Annotated in this window: 16 protein-coding genes; 10 read left to right on the top strand and 6 right to left on the bottom strand. The window is 67.8% G+C overall.

Features of this window, described 5'->3' with window-relative positions; translation table 11 throughout:
* Positions 1–100 precede the first annotated feature (100 nt).
* Entirely contained in the window at positions 101–436 is a 336-nt protein-coding gene (locus N0B71_RS20350) for a ribonuclease E inhibitor RraB (protein WP_184595409.1), read from the top strand.
* A 617-nt stretch (positions 437–1,053) separates the two neighbouring features.
* On the opposite strand, the gene N0B71_RS20355 is transcribed toward N0B71_RS20350, so the two are convergent.
* The 4 genes from N0B71_RS20355 to N0B71_RS20370 all read right to left on the bottom strand — a co-directional run bounded on the left by N0B71_RS20355 (position 1,054) and on the right by N0B71_RS20370 (position 6,149).
* The gene (locus N0B71_RS20355) at positions 1,054–1,713 is read right to left on the bottom strand and encodes a DsbA family oxidoreductase (RefSeq protein WP_259754541.1); all 660 of its coding nucleotides are present in this window, start codon (positions 1,711–1,713) and stop codon (positions 1,054–1,056) included.
* Positions 1,714–1,852: 139 nt separating this feature from the next.
* The gene (locus tag N0B71_RS20360; RefSeq protein WP_259754543.1) at positions 1,853–4,264 is read right to left on the bottom strand and encodes a TonB-dependent receptor; all 2,412 of its coding nucleotides are present in this window, start codon (positions 4,262–4,264) and stop codon (positions 1,853–1,855) included.
* Between the two features lie 446 nt (positions 4,265–4,710).
* Positions 4,711–5,646, bottom strand: a complete 936-nt coding sequence (locus N0B71_RS20365; RefSeq protein ID WP_259754544.1) for a FecR domain-containing protein — start codon at positions 5,644–5,646, stop codon at positions 4,711–4,713.
* Positions 5,646–6,149: a sigma-70 family RNA polymerase sigma factor gene (locus tag N0B71_RS20370; RefSeq protein ID WP_259754545.1), complete on the bottom strand. Its 504-nt coding sequence runs from the start codon at positions 6,147–6,149 to the stop codon at positions 5,646–5,648. Before N0B71_RS20370 ends, N0B71_RS20365 begins: the two co-directional genes overlap by 1 nt.
* 253 nt (positions 6,150–6,402) lie before the next feature.
* On the opposite strand from N0B71_RS20370, the gene fusA reads away from it, so the two are divergent.
* Positions 6,403–8,511, top strand: coding sequence for an elongation factor G (gene fusA, locus N0B71_RS20375; RefSeq protein WP_259754546.1), 2,109 nt, complete (start codon positions 6,403–6,405; stop codon positions 8,509–8,511).
* 659 nt (positions 8,512–9,170) lie between these two features.
* Here the strand turns inward: fusA and N0B71_RS20380 are convergent.
* A complete protein-coding gene (locus tag N0B71_RS20380) occupies positions 9,171–10,646 on the bottom strand; it encodes an ATP-binding protein (protein WP_259754547.1) in 1,476 nt (491 codons plus the stop codon).
* Positions 10,647–10,859: 213 nt separating this feature from the next.
* Between N0B71_RS20380 and N0B71_RS20385 the strand changes: the two genes are divergently transcribed.
* From N0B71_RS20385 to N0B71_RS20420, 8 genes are all read left to right on the top strand, one after another.
* Positions 10,860–12,011, top strand: coding sequence for an acyl-CoA dehydrogenase family protein (locus N0B71_RS20385; RefSeq protein ID WP_259754548.1), 1,152 nt, complete (start codon positions 10,860–10,862; stop codon positions 12,009–12,011).
* 22 nt (positions 12,012–12,033) lie between these two features.
* Entirely contained in the window at positions 12,034–12,405 is a 372-nt protein-coding gene (locus N0B71_RS20390) for a hypothetical protein (protein WP_259754549.1), read from the top strand.
* A gap of 3 nt (positions 12,406–12,408) precedes the next feature.
* Complete coding sequence (locus N0B71_RS20395) at positions 12,409–12,909, top strand: nuclear transport factor 2 family protein (RefSeq protein WP_442964622.1); 501 nt, start codon at positions 12,409–12,411, stop codon at positions 12,907–12,909.
* Complete coding sequence (locus N0B71_RS20400; RefSeq protein WP_259754550.1) at positions 12,906–14,063, top strand: amidase; 1,158 nt, start codon at positions 12,906–12,908, stop codon at positions 14,061–14,063. Before N0B71_RS20395 ends, N0B71_RS20400 begins: the two co-directional genes overlap by 4 nt.
* A 10-nt stretch (positions 14,064–14,073) precedes the next feature.
* Positions 14,074–15,357 carry an aromatic ring-hydroxylating oxygenase subunit alpha gene (locus N0B71_RS20405; protein WP_259754551.1) on the top strand — a complete coding sequence of 428 codons (1,284 nt, stop codon included), beginning with the start codon at positions 14,074–14,076 and terminating at the stop codon, positions 15,355–15,357.
* Positions 15,354–15,851, top strand: a complete 498-nt coding sequence (locus N0B71_RS20410) for an aromatic-ring-hydroxylating dioxygenase subunit beta (RefSeq protein WP_259754552.1) — start codon at positions 15,354–15,356, stop codon at positions 15,849–15,851. The genes N0B71_RS20405 and N0B71_RS20410 overlap by 4 nt, the downstream gene beginning before the upstream one ends.
* Before the next feature lie 10 nt (positions 15,852–15,861).
* Positions 15,862–16,602 carry an SDR family NAD(P)-dependent oxidoreductase gene (locus N0B71_RS20415; RefSeq protein WP_259754554.1) on the top strand — a complete coding sequence of 247 codons (741 nt, stop codon included), beginning with the start codon at positions 15,862–15,864 and terminating at the stop codon, positions 16,600–16,602.
* 388 nt (positions 16,603–16,990) lie between these two features.
* The gene (locus tag N0B71_RS20420) at positions 16,991–17,941 is read left to right on the top strand and encodes a PDR/VanB family oxidoreductase (protein ID WP_259754556.1); all 951 of its coding nucleotides are present in this window, start codon (positions 16,991–16,993) and stop codon (positions 17,939–17,941) included.
* Positions 17,942–18,346: 405 nt separating this feature from the next.
* Here the strand turns inward: N0B71_RS20420 and N0B71_RS20425 are convergent, their stop codons facing one another.
* A complete protein-coding gene (locus N0B71_RS20425; RefSeq protein WP_259754557.1) occupies positions 18,347–19,132 on the bottom strand; it encodes a carbon-nitrogen hydrolase family protein in 786 nt (261 codons plus the stop codon).
* Positions 19,133–19,189 lie beyond the last annotated feature (57 nt).

The following is a 19,189-nucleotide window of genomic DNA, read 5'->3' on the forward strand; positions in this document are numbered from 1 at the left end:
ATGGTGCCGGCGAGATTTTCCGGCAGTTGTCATGCAGGACGGGTATCCTGCGCGGGCGTGCCCACACCGGGCACTTTGTAAATCGAATTGGAGCAGTGACATGAGCCGCGACAAGCAGCTTTTCCCGGACGACGAAATCGGCGACGCCCTGTGGGCCCTGCAGGAAGACGGCGAAGACCTCTCCCTCGAGCATGAGGTGGAGTTCGCGGTGATCTTCCCGGACGAGCAGTCCGCCCTGGACTTCGCCATCATGCTGCTGCAGAACGGGCAGAAGGTGGCGTACTCCGAGTACGACGGCAACGACAAGCTGCCCTGGCAGGTCCTGGCCTACCCGGTGATGGAGCTGTCCCACGAGCACATCAGCGGCTACGCCGCGCTGCTGTCCGAGCACTCCGCCGACCTGGGCGGGCAGATGGACGGCTGGTCGGCGCTCTGATCGCCCGACGCTGCACGGGAAACGGCGCCTTCGGGCGCCGTTTTTCTTTTGTCGCCAATAGCATTGGGCCGAACGTGTAGGAGCGGGCCATGCCCGCGAACAGCCTTCCCGGCAGCGCCTGGCGTCAAGCGGGTTCGCGAGCAAGCTCGCTCCTACAATCATGCCGTGGAACGCTTTGCGCCCTGCGGTCCAGTCCATTGTAGGAGCGGGCCATGCCCGCGATCGCGCGCATGGCGCGCTCCTACAGGGGAGCACCGCTTTTGCGTCGGTGCAGGGCGCCTAACGCGCCAGCGTTATCCGCCGCACCGGTCTTTTGTTGCCAATGCACAGTGTCGGGCTGAACGTGTAGGAGCGAGCTTGCTCGCGAACGGAGTTTCCAGGCGACATCAGCGTCAAGCGGATTCGCGAGCAAGCTCGCTCCTACAATCATGCCGTGGAACGCTGACCCTCTCATGTAGGAGCGGGCCATGCCCGCGATCGCGCGCATGGCGCGCTCCTACAGGGGAGCACCAGGTTTGCAGCGGGCGGATAACGCGCCAGCGTTATCCGCCTCACCGGTCCTGGCGGATAACCTGTTCCAGGATATGCGCCCTAGGCCCTGCCCCACGGCGGAAGACTCACTCCGGCAACGGCGCATGGCGCGCCACCTGGCGCAGCGCCTGTTCGTAGTAGTCGGTGCTCTGTGCGCCGGAGATCAGTTGGCGGCCATTGAGGATCACCGCGGGCACCGCGCGGATGCCGTGGCTGGTGTAGAAGTCCTCCTCGGCCACCACCTCGTCGGCGTAGGCATCGCTGTCGAGGATTTCCCGCGCGCGCACGGCGTCCAGGCCGACGCTGACGGCCACCTCCAGCAGCACTTCCGGGTCGCTCGGGTCGCGCCCCTCGCCGAAGTAGGCGTGCAGCAGCGCCTGCTTCAGGGCGATGTCGCGGTGCGATTCACCCGCCCAGTGCAGCAGGCGGTGCGCGTCGAAGGTGTTGTAGATGCGCGTGCGCTTCTTCAAGTCGAAGTGCACGCCGACTTCCTCGCCCATGGAGCGCAGGTGTTCCTGGTTGCGGGCGATATCCTCGGCACTGCTGCCGTACTTGCGCTGCAGGTGCTCCACCAGGTCTTCGCCTTCGGCGGGCATGTCGGCGTTGAGCTCGAAGGGCTTGATGCGCAGTTCCACCCTCAGTTCTCCGTCTACCCGGCGCATGGCTTCCAGCAGGCCGTTGAGGCCAATGGCGCACCAGGGGCAGACCACGTCGGAGACGAAATCGATGGTGATGGCGTCGCTCATGGGGCGAACTCCGGCAAATGGGCGAGCTTCCAGCATGGACCCGAATGGCCGTTCCCTTCCAGTGGCGAGACGGCCGGGCGCGGTATTTTCGTGCCGGGGCCGGCCACGATGGGGTGCGACGTCCCTGTCGCAGGGGAAATCAGAAGTCGACGGTCATCGACAGTTTCAGGGTGCGCGGGTCGCCCTGGGTCAGGTAGCCGCCGATGGTGGAAGCCCAGTAGGCCTTGTTGGCGAGGTTTTCCAGGTTGGCGCGCAGGGTCACGGCGCGTTCGTCCACCGTGAAGGCGTAGCGGGCGCCGAGGTCGAAGCGCGTCCAGGCGGGGATGCTGAGGTCGTTGGCGGCGTCCAGGTACTGGCCGCCGGTGCGCAGCACGCGGCCGTTGAGGGCGGCGCCCTGCAGGCCGGGCACGTCCCAGTCGGCGCCCAGGTTGTACTGGAAGGTCGGCACGCCCACGGCGCGGTTGCCGTCGGTCTTGCCGCCGGCGGTGTTCTTCAGCTCGGTGTCGATCCAGGTGCCGCCGGCCAGCAGGCGCAGGCCGTCCAGCGGTTCGCCGAAGAGGTTCAGCTCGATGCCGCGGTTCTCCTGCTCGCCGTCGACGCTGAAGAGCTTGGAGTCCGGATCGGTGGTGCTGAACGGCTGCTCGATGCGATAGAACGCCAGGTTGCCGCCGTAGCGGCCGAAGTCCAGCTTGGCGCCGACTTCCACCTGCTTGGAGCGGTTCGGCGCGAAGACTTCGCCGAAGTTCGCCGCGCTGCTGGGCGCGGTCGGGCCGGCGGCCAGGCCTTCGATGCGGTTGGCGTAGAGCGACAGGTACTCGGTGGGCTTCACCACCAGGCCGTAGACGGGCGTCGTGATGGATTCGTCGTAACTGGCGGTGCGCTTGCCGGCGTAGTTCCAGCCATCGGTGCCGATGTTCTGGCGGCGCACGCCGACGGTCAGCAGCACGCGGTCATCAAAGAAGCCCAGGGTGTCGGCCGCGGCCACGCTCTTGTTCAGCGTCTTGCCGACGATGCCCGGGTCGCTGTAGTCGCCGCCGGTCAGGGTTGGCGCGGGCTTGGGCGTCTGCACCGGATGGTAGAGGTCGGTCGGGTAGCGCTTGCTGACCATGGTGTAGGCGCTGCGCTGCTCGGCCCAGATGCCGGCGACGCTGAGGTTCATCTGGTGGCTGACCGGCCCGGTGGCGAAGTGGCCGTTGAGGCCGGCCATGGCGCTCTTGTTGTCCTCGTCGTGGGTGGCGTCCATCATGCCGCCGCCCGCGGCGCCGCTGTCGTCGGTGAGAGTGAGCGCCGAGTAGGCGCCGTTCTCGCGGGTGTGCTTGGCGCCACCGGAGAGGTAGGCCGTCCAGCTGTCGTTGAGGTCGTACTCGGCGCGGAACAGGCCGAAGGTGTCTTCGAGCTGGGAATAGCTCCAGGACTGGGCGTAGTTGTGGTCGGCGTCCGGGGCGTGGGGAATGCCGGTGACGCCGCTGCCGACGTAGACCACCGGGCGGCCCTGGTTGATGCGCTGCTTCTGGTAGCCGAAGTCGGTCACCAGGCGCAGGCGCTCGCCCCGGTAGTCGAGGTTGACGGTGGCGAGCTTGTAGCGCTGGTTCTCGTCGTCGACGCCGGTTTCGCCTTCGCGCTGGGCCACGTTGACCCGTGCGCCGAAGCGGTTGTCCTCGCCGAAGCGCTGGCCGAGGTCCAGGTGTTCGCCGATCTGGTTATCGCTGCCGTAGCCCAGGGTCACGCTGCGGGTGGGGGTGTCCTCGGCGCGTTTGGTCTGCAGGTTGACCGCGCCGCCGATGCCGCTGCCGCTGGGCGTCACGCCGTTGATGAAGGCGTTGGGGCCCTTGAACAGCTCGACGCGCTCCAGCGACTCGGTGCCGATGATCTGCCGCGGGGTGACGCCGTACAGGCCGTTGAGCGAGACGTCGTCGGTGCTCAGCGGCAGGCCGCGGATGACGAAGATCTGCGAGAAGTTGCCGTAGCCGTTGCCCTGGCGTACCGAGGCGTCGTTGAGCAGCACGTCGCCGACGGTCTGTGCCTGGGTGTCCTGGATGGTCCTGGCGGTGTAGCTGGCGAAGCTGAAGGGCACGTCCTGGATGTCCTGGTTGCCCAGCATGCCCAGTTGAGCGCCACGGGCGACCTGGCCGCCGGCGTAGGCCGGTGGCAGGTCGCCGGGCTGCTGCAGCGCACCGCTGACGGTGGTGGCGTCCATTTCCAGCGCGCCGCTGTCATCGGGGGCGGCCTCCACGCCGTAGCCGCTGCGCTTGCGCACCAGGCGATAGCCGCTGCCTTCGAGCAATCGCTCCAGGCCCTGCTCGGGGGTGAAGCTGCCGTTCAGGCCCGCACTCTGCCGGCTGTTCAGCGCCTGCGCCTCGAATGCCAGCGGCACCCCGGCCTGGGCGGCGAAGCGCGCCAGCACCTCGCCCAGCGGGCCGGGAGCGATGGCGTGCTGGCGCTGCTGGCTGGCGGCTTCGGCGGCCAGAGCCGGCAGCGCGACGCCGCCGGTCAGGGCCAGGCCGACGGCCAGGGCAAGGGAGTGCGGGCGAAGGCGGGAGCGGAGGAGCATGGCGTGTTCCTGTCGGCGAATGGAGGGGTTCTGCCTCTTCACCGGGCGAGATCGGAAAAGGTGTCAGGGTGGGCGAAAAATTTCAGAGTGTTGGGCTTATGTTGCAGGGGCGAGCTTGCTCGCGAACCGCCTAACGCCAGTGCGGCCGGAGAATCTGTTCGCGAGCAAGCTCGCTCCTGCAGATGACCGGATATTTCGGAGTGGGGCGTGCCCTCACCCCAGCCCTCTCCCAGGGGGAGAGGGAGCAGATCGTGCCGGCTGATGCAGTGGGTTTTATCCTGCGCCGAACGGCCCCCCTCTCCCTGAGGGAGAGGGCTGGGGTGAGGGAGAGTCGCGAGCACAGGGGTAACTGGTCATAGGGCGCATAACGCGCCAGCGTTATCCGCCGTCGTGGCAACGGCGCATGAACTGTTACAGGTTTTGCGCCCCACGCGGGTGCTGGCCATTCACGCTGGCTCCACCGTCACCCAGTACCGCGTCATCCGCCGCAGCCTCACCGGCAGCATGTCCGCCAGCAGCGCGAGGCCGGCGTCGCTGTCGCCCAGCGGAATGGCCCCGGTCACGCGCAGATCCGCCAGGCGCGGGTCGCAGCGCAGGATGCCGCTGCGGTAGCGGCCCAGTTCGTCCAGCAGGTCACCCAGGCGCATGCCCTGGGCCAGCAGCATGCCGTTCTCCCAGGCGCTCGCGTTGGCGTCTGCCGCCTGCAAGGGCTGGAATTCCAGCGGGCCGAAGACCAGTTGCTGGCCGGCGCCGACCCTCTGGCTCGCAGACCCCGGCAGTTCGACGCTCACCGCCTTGTCCAGCACTGCCACCCTGCACGCATCGCCCAGGTCGCGCAGGCTGAAACGCGCCGCCGCTGTGCGCAGCAGGCCATGGCGGCTGTCCACCAGGAAGGGGCGTGGCTCGGGCTGCGCATCGAGGAGGATCTCGCCTTCGAGCAGGCGCAGGCGCCGCTCGCGGTCGTTGAAGGCCAGGTTCACGGCACTCGCGGTATTGAGCGTGAGCTGGCTGCCGTCGGGCAGGCGCAGGTGCTTGCGCTCGCCCACGGCGGTGCGCAGGTCGGCGTTCCATTCCGCCCAGGGCAGGTGCCGCGCCGCCAGCCAGGCGGCCGGCGCCACCGCCATCAGCACGCCCAGGCGGTTGAGCATCTGCCGGCGGCTCAGGCCGCTGCGTTGCAGGCTCTGCCGGCCGAGGCCCGGCGGCAGCTGGCGCAGGCCCAGCAGCGCTTCGGCGCGGCGCCAGGCTTCGGCGTGCTGCGCGCTGCGTGCCCGCCACTGTTCGATGGCCTGCAGGTCGGCGCTGTTGGCGGGGCGTTCGTTCAGGCGCACCAGCCAGTCGGCGGCTTCGCCGAGGATGCCGGGGTCCAGCGGTTGCTCGCGCATCAGGCCGCGCTCAGGCAGGCAATGAAGCCGGCGCGCATGTAGCGCTTCACGCTGGCGAGGGAAATCTCCAGGCGCTCGGCAATCAGCGGGTAGGTGAGGCCGTCCAGTTGCGACAGCAGGAAGGCTTCGCGGGTGAGTGCCGGCAGCTCGCTCAGTGCGGTATCGATGCGCTCCAGCGCTTCGAGGATCAGCTCGCGGGTCTCCGGGCCGGGCACCGACTGTTCCGGCAGCGCGGCGACGCTTTCCAGGTAGGCGCGCTCGATCTCCTGGCGCCGCCAGCGGTCCACCAGCAGGCCCTTGGCAATGTGGGTGAGAAGCGCGCGCGGGCGTTCGCCGAGGTCGTCCAGCGGCCGCCGCAACAGGCGCAGGAAGGTGTCATGGGCGAGGTCGGCGGCATCCCAGGCGTTGCCCAATCGGCCGCGCAGCCACTGCTGGAGCCAGCTGTTGTGCTCGTTGTAGAGGGTGTGCAAGTGCTGCGGGGACGGGGTTTCGACGAGGGCCACAATGAGTGCGTCAGATTTTCATTTGAGAATGCCTATCATTTTATGGTTTCCCATTGGCATAGTGCAATGGCGACGCAGTCGGTCGGACGACGGCAACCTCGGCGCACGGAGACTGGAATTGCCACGAAGACGCGCTACCTTGAGCCTGTTGCGCGCAGAAATTTCTGATGCCGCACGCCCTCTCGCCGTCCCGCGCAGGCAACGGACCCGCAGCAGCAGGCCCGGCAGTCACCCAGCAGATACGGAGCACACCATGGCTCGCACCACGCCCATCGAGCTTTACCGCAACATCGGCATCGTCGCCCACGTCGACGCCGGCAAGACCACGACCACCGAGCGCATCCTGTTTTACACCGGGGTGAACCACAAGATGGGCGAGGTGCACGACGGCGCGGCGACCATGGACTGGATGGTGCAGGAACAGGAGCGCGGCATCACCATCACTTCGGCGGCCACCACGGCGTTCTGGCAGGGATCGACCAAGCAGTACGACCACAAGTACCGCTTCAACATCATCGACACGCCCGGCCACGTCGACTTCACCATCGAGGTGGAGCGCTCCCTGCGCGTGCTCGACGGCGCGGTGGTGGTGTTCAGCGGCGCCGATGGCGTCGAACCGCAGTCTGAGACGGTCTGGCGCCAGGCCAACAAGTACCACGTGCCGCGCCTGGCCTACGTCAACAAGATGGACCGCCAGGGCGCCGACTTCCTCCGCGTGGTCGCGCAGATCAAGCAGCGCCTGGGCCATACCCCGGTGCCGATCCAGCTGGCCATCGGCTCGGAGGAAACCTTTGCCGGGCAGATCGACCTGGTGAAGATGAAGGCCATCGTCTGGAACGACGCCGACCAGGGCACCAGCTACACGGAGGAGCCGATCCCCGCCGAGCTGCAGGCGCTGGCGGAGGAGTGGCGCTCGCACATGGTCGAGGCCGCCGCCGAAGCCAACGAGGAACTGATGAACAAGTACCTCGAAGGGGAGGAGCTGACCGTCGAGGAAATCAAGGCTGGCCTGCGCCAGCGCACCCTGGCCAACGAGATCGTCCCGGCGGTGCTGGGCTCCTCGTTCAAGAACAAGGGCGTGCCGCTGGTGCTCGACGCGGTGATCGACTACCTGCCGGCGCCCACGGAAATCCCCGCGATCAACGGCACCGATCCGGACGACGAAGAGAAGCACCTGGAGCGCCATGCCGACGACAGCGAGCCGTTCTCCGCGCTGGCGTTCAAGATCGCCACCGACCCCTTCGTCGGCACCCTGACCTTCGCCCGCGTCTATTCCGGCGTACTGACCAGCGGCGACGCCGTGCTCAACTCGGTGAAGACCAAGAAGGAGCGCGTGGGGCGGATGGTGCAGATGCACGCCAACCAGCGCGAGGAAATCAAGGAAGTGCGCGCCGGCGACATCGCCGCGCTGATCGGCATGAAGGACGTCACCACCGGCGACACCCTGTGCTCCATCGACAAGCCGATCATCCTCGAACGCATGGACTTCCCCGACCCGGTGATCTCCGTCGCCGTGGAGCCCAAGACCAAGGCCGACCAGGAGAAGATGGGCATCGCCCTGTCCAAGCTGGCCCAGGAAGACCCCTCGTTCCGCGTGAAGACCGACGAGGAAACCGGGCAGACCATCATCTCCGGCATGGGCGAGCTGCACCTGGACATCATCGTCGACCGCATGCGCCGCGAGTTCAACGTCGAGGCGAACATCGGCAAGCCGCAGGTGGCCTACCGCGAGGCGATCCGCAAGAAGTGCGAGATCGAAGGCAAGTTCGTCCGCCAGTCCGGCGGCCGCGGCCAGTTCGGCCATTGCTGGATCCGCTTCGAGCCGGGCGACGAGGGCAAGGACGGCCTGGAGTTCGTCAACGAGGTGGTCGGCGGCGTGATCCCGCGCGAATTCATCCCGGCGATCCAGAAGGGCATCGAGGAGCAGATGCAGAACGGCGTGCTCGCCGGCTACCCGCTGATCGGCCTGAAGGCCTCGGTGTTCGACGGCTCCTACCACGACGTCGACTCCAGCGAGATGGCGTTCAAGATCGCCGCGTCGATGGCCACCAAGCAGCTTTCGCAGAAGGGCGGTGCGGTGCTGCTGGAGCCGGTGATGAAGGTCGAGGTGGTGACGCCCGAGGACTACATGGGCGACGTGATGGGCGACCTGAACCGCCGGCGCGGGCTGATCCAGGGCATGGAAGACACGCCCGCGGGCAAGGTCATCCGCGCCGAGGTGCCGCTGGGCGAGATGTTCGGCTACGCCACCGACGTGCGCTCGATGTCCCAGGGGCGGGCGAGCTACTCGATGGAGTTCACCAAGTACGCCGAGGCGCCGGCGAACATTGCCGAGGCGATCATCAAGAAGGCCAACGGGTGAGGTGTTCCTGAGCTGACGACGGCGCCTGCGGGCGCCGTTTTTCATGGGAGCGAGCTTGCTCGCGAACCGCCTGTCGCCGATACACCCTGGAGGAGCGGGCCATGCCCGCGACCCGCCGGCAGGGCCGGCGCCGTGTTCGTGCTCGAATGTCGATCCTGTTTGGCTGCGTCGACCTGGGCGTTCCCGCGTCGCTTCGGCGTGCGCGGATGTATTGTGGTTTCGCCCCCTCGGGCGACCTACTTTGCCAAACGACGCAAAGCAGGCAAAGGTCTTGCCCCGGACATCCGGTTTTTCGCTTAGGCGAAAAATGCCCTCGCTCTATCGCAGTTCCAGGGGCATGCCGCGGTGGGCCATCCCTGGCCCATCGCGGCTCTCGCGGCATCCATCCCGCTCAACCCCTGAAACTCCGCTTCCACTCGGCCTCCTGAACGGGGCGTTCGGCGCGTGCGGATGTTTCTCTGGAAGTCTTCAGGGGCGAAAAACAGTGTGTGCGCCGGCCTTCTTTTGTAGGAGCGGGCCATTCCCGCGACCCGCCGGCAAGGCCGGCGTTTCAGTTGATCTGCGGCGTAGCCGGATACATCTGTGTCAACCCGCAGCAGCGCCCGATGGGCGCGATCGCGGGCATGGCCCGCTCCTACAGGGGGGCGCTGGGGTGTCCGTCACTCCGCCAACGGCAGCTCGAAGCAGAACATCGCGCCGCACGGCTCGACGTTTTCTGCCCAGATGTCCCCGCGGTGCCGCGAGACGATGCTCTGGCACAGCGCAAGGCCGATGCCGTTGCCGCTCACCTTGGAGGTGAAGAAGCCGTCGAACAGCCGTTCCTTGGCCCCGGCCTCGATACCGCGGCCCTGGTCGAGGACCGCCAGGCGCGCGCTGCCGCCCTCGCGCGAGGTGCGGATGCGCAGCAAGCGGCGTTCCTCAGGAAGGTTGAGCATTTCCTCGACGGCGTTGAAGGCGAGGTTGAGGATCACCTGGCCGACCAGCACCTTCTCGCAGCTCACCCACAGTGGTTCGTCGCAGCGCTCCAGCTCGACCCGCACGTTGCTCGGCTGGGCCTTGAGGCTGATGAAGTAGAGGGTCTCGCCGAGCAGTTCGTTGAGGTCGATGCGCTGTTCGGCCTGCTCCAGCTTCACCACGTATTCGCGCACGCTCTTGATGATCAGCGAGGCATGCTCGATCTGCCGCACGGCGCTGTCCAGGCCCCAGGCGGCGGAGGCTTCGGCCTTCTGCTCGCGGTCCAGGCGGATCAGCGCGCCCTCGATGAAATTGCGCGTGGCGGCCAGCGGCTGGCTGAGTTCGTGGGCGATCGCCAGGGCCATTTCGCCCATGGCGTTGTAGCGCGCCAGGTACTCCAGCTTCTGGTCGCTCTGGCGCTGCGCCTGCGCCGCGCGAACCTGCTCGGTGACGTCGCGGAACAGCAGCAGGTGGCCGACCAGGTCGTCCTCGATCTCGATGTATCGGCAGGTCGCGTGGTGCCAGCGCCATTCGCCGTCCAGGCGCTGCAATTGATAGCTGACGGAGTAGGGCTCGCGGCTGGGCGGCTGCATGGCCAGGTGATGTTCCAGGCGCGGGCGCGTGGCGCTGTCGCAGCGGCCGAGGAAGTTGTGCGCCATCCAGTCGTCCTGGCTGCCGCCGAGCAGCGGCAGGGCGGATTCGCTGAGAAAACGCAGGTTGCCGTCGGCGTCCAGCACCGCCACGCCCTCGGCGAGGTCCTGCATGAAGGCCTTCAGGCGGCTTTCGAAACGCTGCAGGTCGCGCTCGACCTGCTTCTCCTTCGAGATATCGCGGAACTGCACCATCAGCACGTCGCGCTCGTGCAGGGCCACGCGGGTAGCGACCGCTTCGGAGAGGATCTCCACGCCCTGCTTGGAGCGGTAGCACCACTCGATGGTGCGCTGGCCGGTGCGCGCGGCACCCTCCAGCCAGCGCAGGCCCACCGAACGGCGGTACTGCGGGGCCTTGGCGGTCATGTCCGGGGCCTTCAGCGGCACCAGCTCCTCCAGGGTGAAGCCGAGCACGGCCAGCGCCGCGTTGTTCGCCCAGAGGATTTCCTTGGTCTGCGCGTCATGGAGGATCACGCACAGCGGCATGGCCTGGAGCAGGGCGAGGAAGTCGTCGGGCTGGGGCTGGAACATCGGGCACGCTCGGGCAGGCAGGTGCTGTCTTTATACCGCGCAGCGTAGCGCGAAGGGACTGCGGAGTAACCCGGCGGCGACTAGGGGATTCCTTTAGACGCGAGGCTGCACGCCCCAATGGTTGGGCGGGCAGGGCGGTTCATACACTGGCCCCAACGACGACCGGCCCGCATCGAACGGGCCGGCCCTACAAGAACAACCGGAGATGACGCCATGCTGCGTGCCGCCCTCGCCGAACCGCTCGATGCGGACGGCCGTGCCCTCGAATTTCAGCGCGTGCTCGATGAAGTCCGCCAGCGCCGCGAGGAGTTCGACACCCGCTCCCATGTGCCGCGCGACATGATCGAACGCTTCCGCGACGTGGGCATCTACCGCGCCGCGACCCCGCGCTGCTTCGGTGGCGATGCGCTGCCGCCGGCCGAGTTCCTGCACCTGGTGGAGCGCATCGCCGAAGCCGATGGCTCCGCCGGCTGGGTCGCCAGCTTCGGCAGCGCCAGCACCTACCTCACCGCGCTGCCGCGCCACACCCTTGCCGAGCTTTATGCCGACGGCCCGGACCTGGTGTTCGCCGGCGGCCTGTTCCCGATCCAGCCGGCGACCCAGGTGGAAGGCGGCTGGCGCGTCAGCGGCACCTGGAAGTTCGCCAGCGGCTGCAAGGGCGCCGACGTGCTCGGCGTGGGCATCGGTATCGGCGGCCCGGGCGGCAAGCCGCGCACCGCGCTGCTGCGCGCCAGGGACGTGGAGATCGTCGAGAACTGGAACGTGGTCGGGCTCAAGGGCACCGGCAGCCACGACCTGAAACTGGACAATGCCTTCGTTCCGGATGACTGGACCTTCATCCGCGGCGGCGAATCGAGCATCGACGAGCCGCTGTATCGCTACCCGACCATCGCCTACGCCGCCCAGGTGCTCGCCGTGGTCAACCTTGGCCTGGCCCGCGCGGCGCTGGACGAGATCACCCGCATGGCGTCCTCCAGCGGCGTGACCGGCGCGCCCAAGCTGGGCGACCGGGCCTACGTGCGCATCGAGATCGGCAAGGCCGAAGCCGAACTGCAGGCCGCGCGCGGCTTCTTCTATGACGCCACCGAGGCCGTCTGGAACGCCATTCTCGCCGGCGATGCGGTCAGCCCGGAGCAGGTCAGCCAGCTGCGCCTGTCCGCCGTGCACGTGTCCCGCGCCGGCGCCGACGTGGTGCGCCGCGCCTACACCCTGGCCGGCACCACGGCGATCTACCTGCACCACCCGCTGCAGCGCTACCTGCGCGACGCCATGGTGGTCACCCAGCACGCCTTCTTGAGCGACGGCATGTACGACGGCGCCGGCGCGGTGCTGCTCGATGTGCCGCCGTTCCCCGGATACATCTGACACAAGAATTAAGGACCGAGCCATGACCCGCCCCACCACCGAACCCTTGCGCGTGCTGTTCTGCATCGGCATCGCCCAGCCGTTCTTCGACCTGCCCACCGGTGAAGGCATCGCCGTGTGGAAGGGTTTCTCGCAGATGATGAGCGACCTCGGCGCGCTGCCGGGAATGAACGTGCTCGGCGTGCTGGATGACGACCGCCTGATGGTCGGCCCGTCCACCACCTCGCCGTGGACCGTCTACATCATGGCCGACGTGGACTGCCACCAGACCGTGATCGACGCCTGCAACCTGTTCCGCACTACCCCGGTGGGCGAGTACAGCCTGTGGAAGTACGCCAAGGTCGAGGCGCGCATCGGCCGCCCGCTGACCATCCCCGAAGCAGCGCGGACCTGAGCCATGAGCAGCCTGAGCATGGCCGAGCTGAACCGGCGCCTGGAGACCCTCGAAGGGGAAAGCCAGGTGCGCCGGCTGATGGCCCGCTACATGGACCTCTGCGACGTGCCGCACGCGCCGGTGGCGCTCGCAGAGCTGGCCGAGCTGTTCAGCGAGGACGCGGTGTGGGAGGGCATCGGCGCGTCCACCGCGCAGACCTTCGGCCATCACCAGGGCCGCGAGGCGATTGCCGCGTTCGTCTACGGCTACCTGCCGCCGTCGCCGCACTTCACGCTGAACCTGCACTTCCTCACCAGCGAGTCGATCCGCGTCGACGGCCGCACCGCGCGCGGGCAATGGCTCATGCAGCAGCTCTCGACCTACGCCGAGGGCCACAGCGAGCTGTTCGGCACGCGCCTGGACATCGACTTCCGCGAGATCGACGGGCGCTGGCAGATCAGCCACTTCCGCACCCAGCGCCTGTCGCAGCGCCTGCTGGGCAGCGCAGAGGAGTGCCGCGCATGAGTACCTTCGTCAGCCAATTCCTCCTGGGCCGCAGCGACAATGGCAAGCGCGTCGCGGTCAAGGACAGCATCGACATCGCCGGCCATCCGACCCGTTGTGGCACCCGCGCGCTGGCCGATGCCGCGCCGGCCGCGCGCAACGCCTTCGTGGTCGACGCCGTGCTCGACGCCGGCTGGCAGATCGTCGGCAAGACCAACCTGCACGAACTGGCTTTCGGCGTCACCGGCATCAACGACTGGACCGGCACGCCGATCAACCCGATGGCGCCCGACCGTGTGCCGGGCGGCTCCTCCAGCGGCTCCGCGTCGGCTGTTGCTGCCGGGCTGGCGGATATCGCCCTGGGCACCGACACCGGTGGTTCGGTGCGCGTGCCGGCGGCCTGCTGCGGCATCGCTGGGCTTAAGCCGACCTTCGGCCGGGTCAGCCGCGACGGCGTGCACCCGGCGCAGAGCAGCCTGGATTGCGTCGGCCCGTTCGCATCCCGTATGGCCGACCTGATTGCCGCCATGCAGGTCATCTGCCCCGGCTTCGGCGAGGTGCAGCTGCCGGGCGAGGGCGCCCGCGTGGCGTTCCTCGACGTACCGGCGGCGCCACACATCCAGGCCTGCCTGGGCGCCGCCGCCGACCGCGCCGGCTGGCGCCGCAGCCACCTGTTCCTCGGTGAATTCGAGGCGGCTTTCCACGCCGGACTGGTGGTGATCAACCACGAGAACTGGGCCGCCTATGCGGCGCTGACCGGCAAGGGCCTGATCGGCGCCGACGTCGAACAGCGCCTGTTGCTGGCCAGCCGCACCACCGACGCCGAGCGCGCCGAGGCGGAGAAGGTGCGCGTCAGCTTCAGCCGCGCCATCGACGCCGCGCTGGAGGACTTCGAGGTCCTGCTGCTGCCGACCATGCCCGACCTGCCGCCGTTGCTCAGCGACGCGCGCAACGGCAAGTCGGTGGCCGGCATGACGCCCCTGGTGCGGCCTTTCAACCTGAGCGGACACCCGGCGCTGACCGTGCCGGTGGACCTGGATTGCGGCGGGCTGAAAGTCGGCCTGCAGATCGTCGGCCGCCAGGGCGACGACGAACGCGTGTGCGCCTTCGGCGCGCAACTCGAACACAGCCTGGCCGCCACGCGGCCTGCGCCAAAACACAAGAAATCGGCATGAGGAGAGGGGCATGAGCGCTCACGAATACCGGCTGATCGCCCGGTCGCGCAGCGTCGAAGAGCTGGTCGGCGACGACCGCGTCGATGTTTCGCTGTACAACGACCCGCAGCTGTTCGACGCGGAGATGGACAAGATCTTCTACCGCACCTGGGTGTGGGTCGCCCACGAAAGCGAGGTGCGCAACGCCGGCGACTTCAAGACCACCAGCGTCGGTCGCCGCCCGGTGATCGTGGTGCGCGACAAGAAGGGCAACATCAACGTCCTGGAAAACCGCTGCCGCCACCGTGGTGCCACCGTGTGCGAGAAGCACAAGGGCAACGCCACCGGCTTCACCTGCCCGTACCACAGCTGGTCCTACGCGCTGGACGGCAAGCTGCGCGCGCTGCCGTACCCGGACGGCTACGAGGACATCCTCGACAAGTCCGAGCTGCCGCTGACCAGCCTGCGCGTCGAGAGTTACGCCGGCATGGTGTTCGCCACCTACAACGACGAGATTGAACCGCTGGAAGACTTCCTCGGCGGCGCCAAGCACTGGATGGACCTGTTCATGAAGCAGGGCGCCGGCTACCCGATCAAGACCCAGGGCGAACACAAGTTCACCTTCAAGGGCAACTGGAAGATCCAGCTGGAGAACACCACCGACGGCTACCACTTCCCCATCGTGCACAAGTCGTTCATGTCCTCGGTGGATGAAGAGACCGAGGAAATGCTCTCGTTCATGAGCGACGAGCAGGCGGTCACCCACGCCCTGGGTAACGGCCACAGCGTGATGGTGATGGTCCCCGAGCATGTCGACCTGGACCACGACGACGGCACCGAGCAGCTCCAGGAGCGCTTCGCCCACGTCACCGCGGAGCTGTCGAAAACCATGGAGCCTGCCCAGGTGCGCCGCATCGTCCGCTCGCTGCACGGCGCCGGTTTCAACCTCAACCTGTTCCCCAACGTGGCGATGTCCATGTCGTTCTTCCGCGTGCTGCGGCCGATCTCCGTCACCGAGACCGAGATTCGCCACGTCGCCCTGGGCATGGACGGCGGCCCGGAAATCGCCAACCGCGAGCGCATGCGCATCCACGAGCACTTCCAGGGCCCGTTCGGCTTCGGCAGCCCGGATGACGCCGAGGCCTGGGACCGCGTGCAGCGTGGCTCCTACGCCGGCGTCGACGCGCCGATCCTGGTCAACCGCGGCCTGAACCGCGAAGTGGTCGCCGAGAATGGCGACAAGGTTTCCCACGCCACCGACGAAGGCGGCATGCGCGAGGCGTACCGGATGTGGAAAAGGATGATGAGCCAATGAGCAACGACACCCTGAACGGCTTCTCCGGCCCGCTGGCCAAGGCCATCGAATTCGTCTGGCGCGAAGCCGAACTGCTGGACCGCAAGGACTACACGCAGTGGTCGCAGCTGTGGAGCGAGGACGGCGTCTACGTGGTGCCGATCGACGGCGAGGACGATGACTTCGCCGCGCGCCTGAACTACGTGTTCGACGACGCGCGCATGCGTGCCCTGCGTATCGAACGCCTCACCGGCGGCCATTCGCCGTCGGCGGTGGACGCGGCCAAGACCGTGCGCACCGTCTCGCGCTTTACCCTGGTGGAAGCGGCGGGCGACCTCGTCGAGGTGAACTCGGCGCAGGTGCTCTACGCCTACAAGCGCGGCGTGGCGACGCCGTTCATTGCCGACCTGAACCACCGCATCCGCTTCGTCGATGGCCAGCCGCGACTGGAGCGCAAGGTGATCCGCCTGATCAACGCCGAAGACGCGCTCAACGCGCTCGGCTTCCTGCTGTGAGGGCCGCGCCATGCAACGAGTAGCCCTGGTAACCGGCGCCGCACGCGGGCTGGGCGAAGTCATCGCGCGCCGCCTGCACGCTGCCGGCCTGCGCGTGGCGCTGGCCGACCTGAACGAAGAAGCGGTGCAGCGCCTGGCCGACGAGCTGGACCCCGAGGGCCGCACGGCAGTCGGGTTGAAGCTGGATGCGCGGGAGAAGGCCGACTTCGAGCGCGTCCGTGACCGCCTCGCCGAGCAGTGGGGCGGCGCCGACATCCTGGTGAACAACGCCGGGATGTCGAAGGTGGCCGCGCTCATGGACATCAGCCCCGAGGACTTCGACGCCTCCATGGCGGTGAACCTGCGCGGCACCTTCGTCGCCTGCCAGGTGTTCGGCGCGCACTTCGCGGCGCGCGGTTTCGGCCGCATCGTCAACATCGCCTCGCTGGCCGGGCAGAACGGCGGCACCGCCACTGGCGGCCACTACGCGGCGGCCAAGGGCGGCGTGGCGACCCTGACCAAGGTATTCGCCCGCGAGCTGTCGGCCCAGGGCGTGACCGTCAACGCCATCTCGCCGGGGCCGCTGGATTTGCCGGTGGTCTACGAGAGCGTGGCGCCCGAGCGCCTGGAGCAGATCCTCAAGACCATCCCCGCCGGCCGCTTGGGCGACCCGACCTTCATCGCCGACAGCGTGCTGCTGCTCTGCGCGGAGAACGCCGGGTCGGTGACGGGGGCGTGCTGGGATATCAATGGTGGGTTGTTCATGCGCTGAGGCTTTGGTGCGGGAGAGTGGATATCTCAAGAGCCCCTCTCCCTAACCCTCTCCCGCAAGCGGGAGAGGGGACTGATCGGCAGGGCCGGAAACACCGTGCCACCCGGAGACGCCGAACTACTTCCCCTCCCAGAAGGGAGGGGAACCGTACGGCCAGGATGACACCTCAGCATCAGCCAGCACGAACACCTCCCTCTCCCTTCAGGGAGAGGGCTGGGGAGAGGGCAAAGCCCCCGCTCCGAAGTTGACTGCTTCCTCTCCCTTCGGGGAGAGAGCTGGGGAGAGGCAATGCCCTCGCTCCGATATCGAACCGTAAACCCGTCCGCTCATGAAAAAGAGGCCGGAAAGGGGCCACAGAGCCCGCACTCAACGCCTTGCAGGAACCGCCATGATGAAGGTCAGAATCGAAAGAATCGTCGAGGAAGCGCAGGACATCCGTTCCCTGCGCCTCGTGCGTTGTGATGGCCAGCCGTTCGACGCCTACGAGCCGGGCGCCCATGTCGACGTCACCGGCCCGACCGGGGTGACGCGCCAGTATTCGCTGTGCAGCCCGCCGGACGACCGCGCGGCCTACCTGGTGGCGATCAAGAAGGAAGGCGCCTCCCGCGGTGGCTCCGTCGCGCTGCACGAAGTGCGCGAAGGCATGGAGCTGGACATCGGCGCGCCGCGCAACCTGTTCCGCCTGGCGCCCGAAGCCCGCGAGCACGTGCTGTTCGCCGCCGGCATCGGCGTCACGCCGCTGCTGAGCATGGCCTACCGCCTGAACGCCAGGGGCGAGCGGTATCGCCTGCATTACTTCGCCCGTTCCGCCGCGCACGCGGCCTTCGTCGAACTGCTGGGCAGCGAGGCGTTCGCCGGCAAGGTGGAGCTGCATTACGGCGTCGAACCCGCCGACCTCGACCGTGTGCTGGGCGAGTGCCTGGCGCGCGCGCCGCAGCACGCCCACGTCTACACCTGCGGCCCGGCGCCGTTCATGAACAAGGTGGTGGAAATCGCCGCGCGCAGCCGCCCGGAAGACGCCATCCACCTCGAACATTTCCAGGCCGACCCGGCCGCCAGCGCGGCGCCAGCCGGCTCCTTCGAGGTGGAGCTGGCCAGCTCCGGCGTGGTGCTCCACGTGCCGGCGGAGTCGAGCCTGGTGGACGTGCTCCAGGCCCACGGCTGCGACATCGACACCGAATGCCGCGAAGGCATCTGCGGCACCTGCATCGTCGAGGTGCTGGAGGGCGAGCCGGAGCACCGCGACAACTGCCTGTCGAACAAGGAGAAGGCCGCCAACAAGCAGATCTGCGCCTGTGTGTCGCGGGCGAAGTCGACGCGGTTGGTGCTGGACCTTTAAGTCGCGCGCATCCTGCGTGGCACATCCGCCGCACTGGCGGATAACGCCCTACGGGGTGGTAACCGCAGCATGACGGCGGCGCAGAACCTGTAGGAGCGAGCTTGCTCGCGAACCCGCTTGACGCCGTTGCGGCCGGGGGCTCGTTCGCGAGCAAGCTCGCTCCTACAAGGGGGCTCCCCCGCGGCGAGAGAGGTGATCGGCGGGACTCCCTCGTAGGAGCGGACCTTGTCCGCGAATCGCTCAGCGAGCAGGGCGTTACAAGCCTGTGGGGTGCAGCGGGGAGGGGTGGCGATCCTGCGGCATCGTGCCGGTTGTGGGATTTCGCGGACAAGGTCCGCTCCCACGAGAGCAAGGCTGCCTCTTGCCGAATACCACTAAAAAGCCCGGCGTAATGCCGGGCTTTTTTCAGCTGCGATACAGCACCGGCCGGCGCAGGTGCACATAGCTGTACCCCTCGCGCGCCAGGGCGATGCGCTGTGGGTCCAGCTCGGCCACCAGCAGTTCTTCACCATGCCGGGCCTGGGTCATCACCTGGCCATCCGGGGCGACGATGCTGCTCAGGCCGCAGTACTCGATTTCCCCCTCGCTGCCGACATAGTTGGCGTAGGCGAGGAACACCTGGTTCTCGAACGCGCGGGTCGGCACCAGCACCTGGGCCACGAATTCGTACGGGCGCATGTTGGCGGTGGGCACCAGCACCAGGTCGGCGCCGGCCAGCGCCAGGCTGCGCACGTTCTCGGGGAACTCCACGTCGAAGCAGATCAGCAGGCCGATCTTCCAGCCGTCCAGCTCGAAGATCGCCGGCGCCTGGTCGGAGGCGCTGAACTGGCTGCGGTCGAGGTCGCCGTAGAGGTGGGTCTTGCGGTAGTTGGCGCGGCGTTCGCCCTGGTGGTCGATCAGTTGCACGCTGTTGAAGATGGCGTCGCCGTCACGCTCGGGGTAGCCGTAGAGGATGCCGAGCTTGTGCTCGCGGGCGATCTCGGCGATGCGCTGTGCGGACGGCCCGTCGCAGCCTTCCGCCAGCTCGGCGACGCGCCGGGCGCCGATGTTGTAGCCGGTCAGGTACATCTCCGGCAGCACCAGCAGGTCCGCACCGTTGAGCACCGCCTGCTGCGCGGCCTGCTCCAGGCGGCGCAGGTTGCCGGCGGCGTCGTCGGGGCCGGGTGGGCACTGGTAGAGGGCGAGGTACATGGGGGGTTCTCCTTCGAAACGCGCGGGGCCGGGACCCGGCAGTGTGCACCCGATCCC

It is taken from the genome of Pseudomonas sp. GCEP-101, from assembly GCF_025133575.1.
In the GTDB taxonomy this organism is placed as follows: domain Bacteria; phylum Pseudomonadota; class Gammaproteobacteria; order Pseudomonadales; family Pseudomonadaceae; genus Pseudomonas; species Pseudomonas nitroreducens_B.

What these genes read in the sequence shown, in the direction of transcription:
- N0B71_RS20350 (WP_184595409.1), top strand. Translation starts at nt 101, where the DNA reads ATGAGCCGCGACAAGCAGCTTTTCCCGGACGACGAAATCGGCGACGCC.
- N0B71_RS20355 (WP_259754541.1), bottom strand. Translation starts at nt 1,713, where the DNA reads ATGAGCGACGCCATCACCATCGATTTCGTCTCCGACGTGGTCTGCCCC.
- N0B71_RS20360 (WP_259754543.1), bottom strand. Translation starts at nt 4,264, where the DNA reads ATGCTCCTCCGCTCCCGCCTTCGCCCGCACTCCCTTGCCCTGGCCGTC.
- N0B71_RS20365 (WP_259754544.1), bottom strand. Translation starts at nt 5,646, where the DNA reads ATGCGCGAGCAACCGCTGGACCCCGGCATCCTCGGCGAAGCCGCCGAC.
- fusA (WP_259754546.1), top strand. Translation starts at nt 6,403, where the DNA reads ATGGCTCGCACCACGCCCATCGAGCTTTACCGCAACATCGGCATCGTC.
- N0B71_RS20380 (WP_259754547.1), bottom strand. Translation starts at nt 10,646, where the DNA reads ATGTTCCAGCCCCAGCCCGACGACTTCCTCGCCCTGCTCCAGGCCATG.
- N0B71_RS20385 (WP_259754548.1), top strand. Translation starts at nt 10,860, where the DNA reads ATGCTGCGTGCCGCCCTCGCCGAACCGCTCGATGCGGACGGCCGTGCC.
- N0B71_RS20390 (WP_259754549.1), top strand. Translation starts at nt 12,034, where the DNA reads ATGACCCGCCCCACCACCGAACCCTTGCGCGTGCTGTTCTGCATCGGC.
- N0B71_RS20395 (WP_442964622.1), top strand. Translation starts at nt 12,409, where the DNA reads ATGAGCAGCCTGAGCATGGCCGAGCTGAACCGGCGCCTGGAGACCCTC.
- N0B71_RS20400 (WP_259754550.1), top strand. Translation starts at nt 12,906, where the DNA reads ATGAGTACCTTCGTCAGCCAATTCCTCCTGGGCCGCAGCGACAATGGC.
- N0B71_RS20405 (WP_259754551.1), top strand. Translation starts at nt 14,074, where the DNA reads ATGAGCGCTCACGAATACCGGCTGATCGCCCGGTCGCGCAGCGTCGAA.
- N0B71_RS20410 (WP_259754552.1), top strand. Translation starts at nt 15,354, where the DNA reads ATGAGCAACGACACCCTGAACGGCTTCTCCGGCCCGCTGGCCAAGGCC.
- N0B71_RS20415 (WP_259754554.1), top strand. Translation starts at nt 15,862, where the DNA reads ATGCAACGAGTAGCCCTGGTAACCGGCGCCGCACGCGGGCTGGGCGAA.
- N0B71_RS20420 (WP_259754556.1), top strand. Translation starts at nt 16,991, where the DNA reads ATGATGAAGGTCAGAATCGAAAGAATCGTCGAGGAAGCGCAGGACATC.
- N0B71_RS20425 (WP_259754557.1), bottom strand. Translation starts at nt 19,132, where the DNA reads ATGTACCTCGCCCTCTACCAGTGCCCACCCGGCCCCGACGACGCCGCC.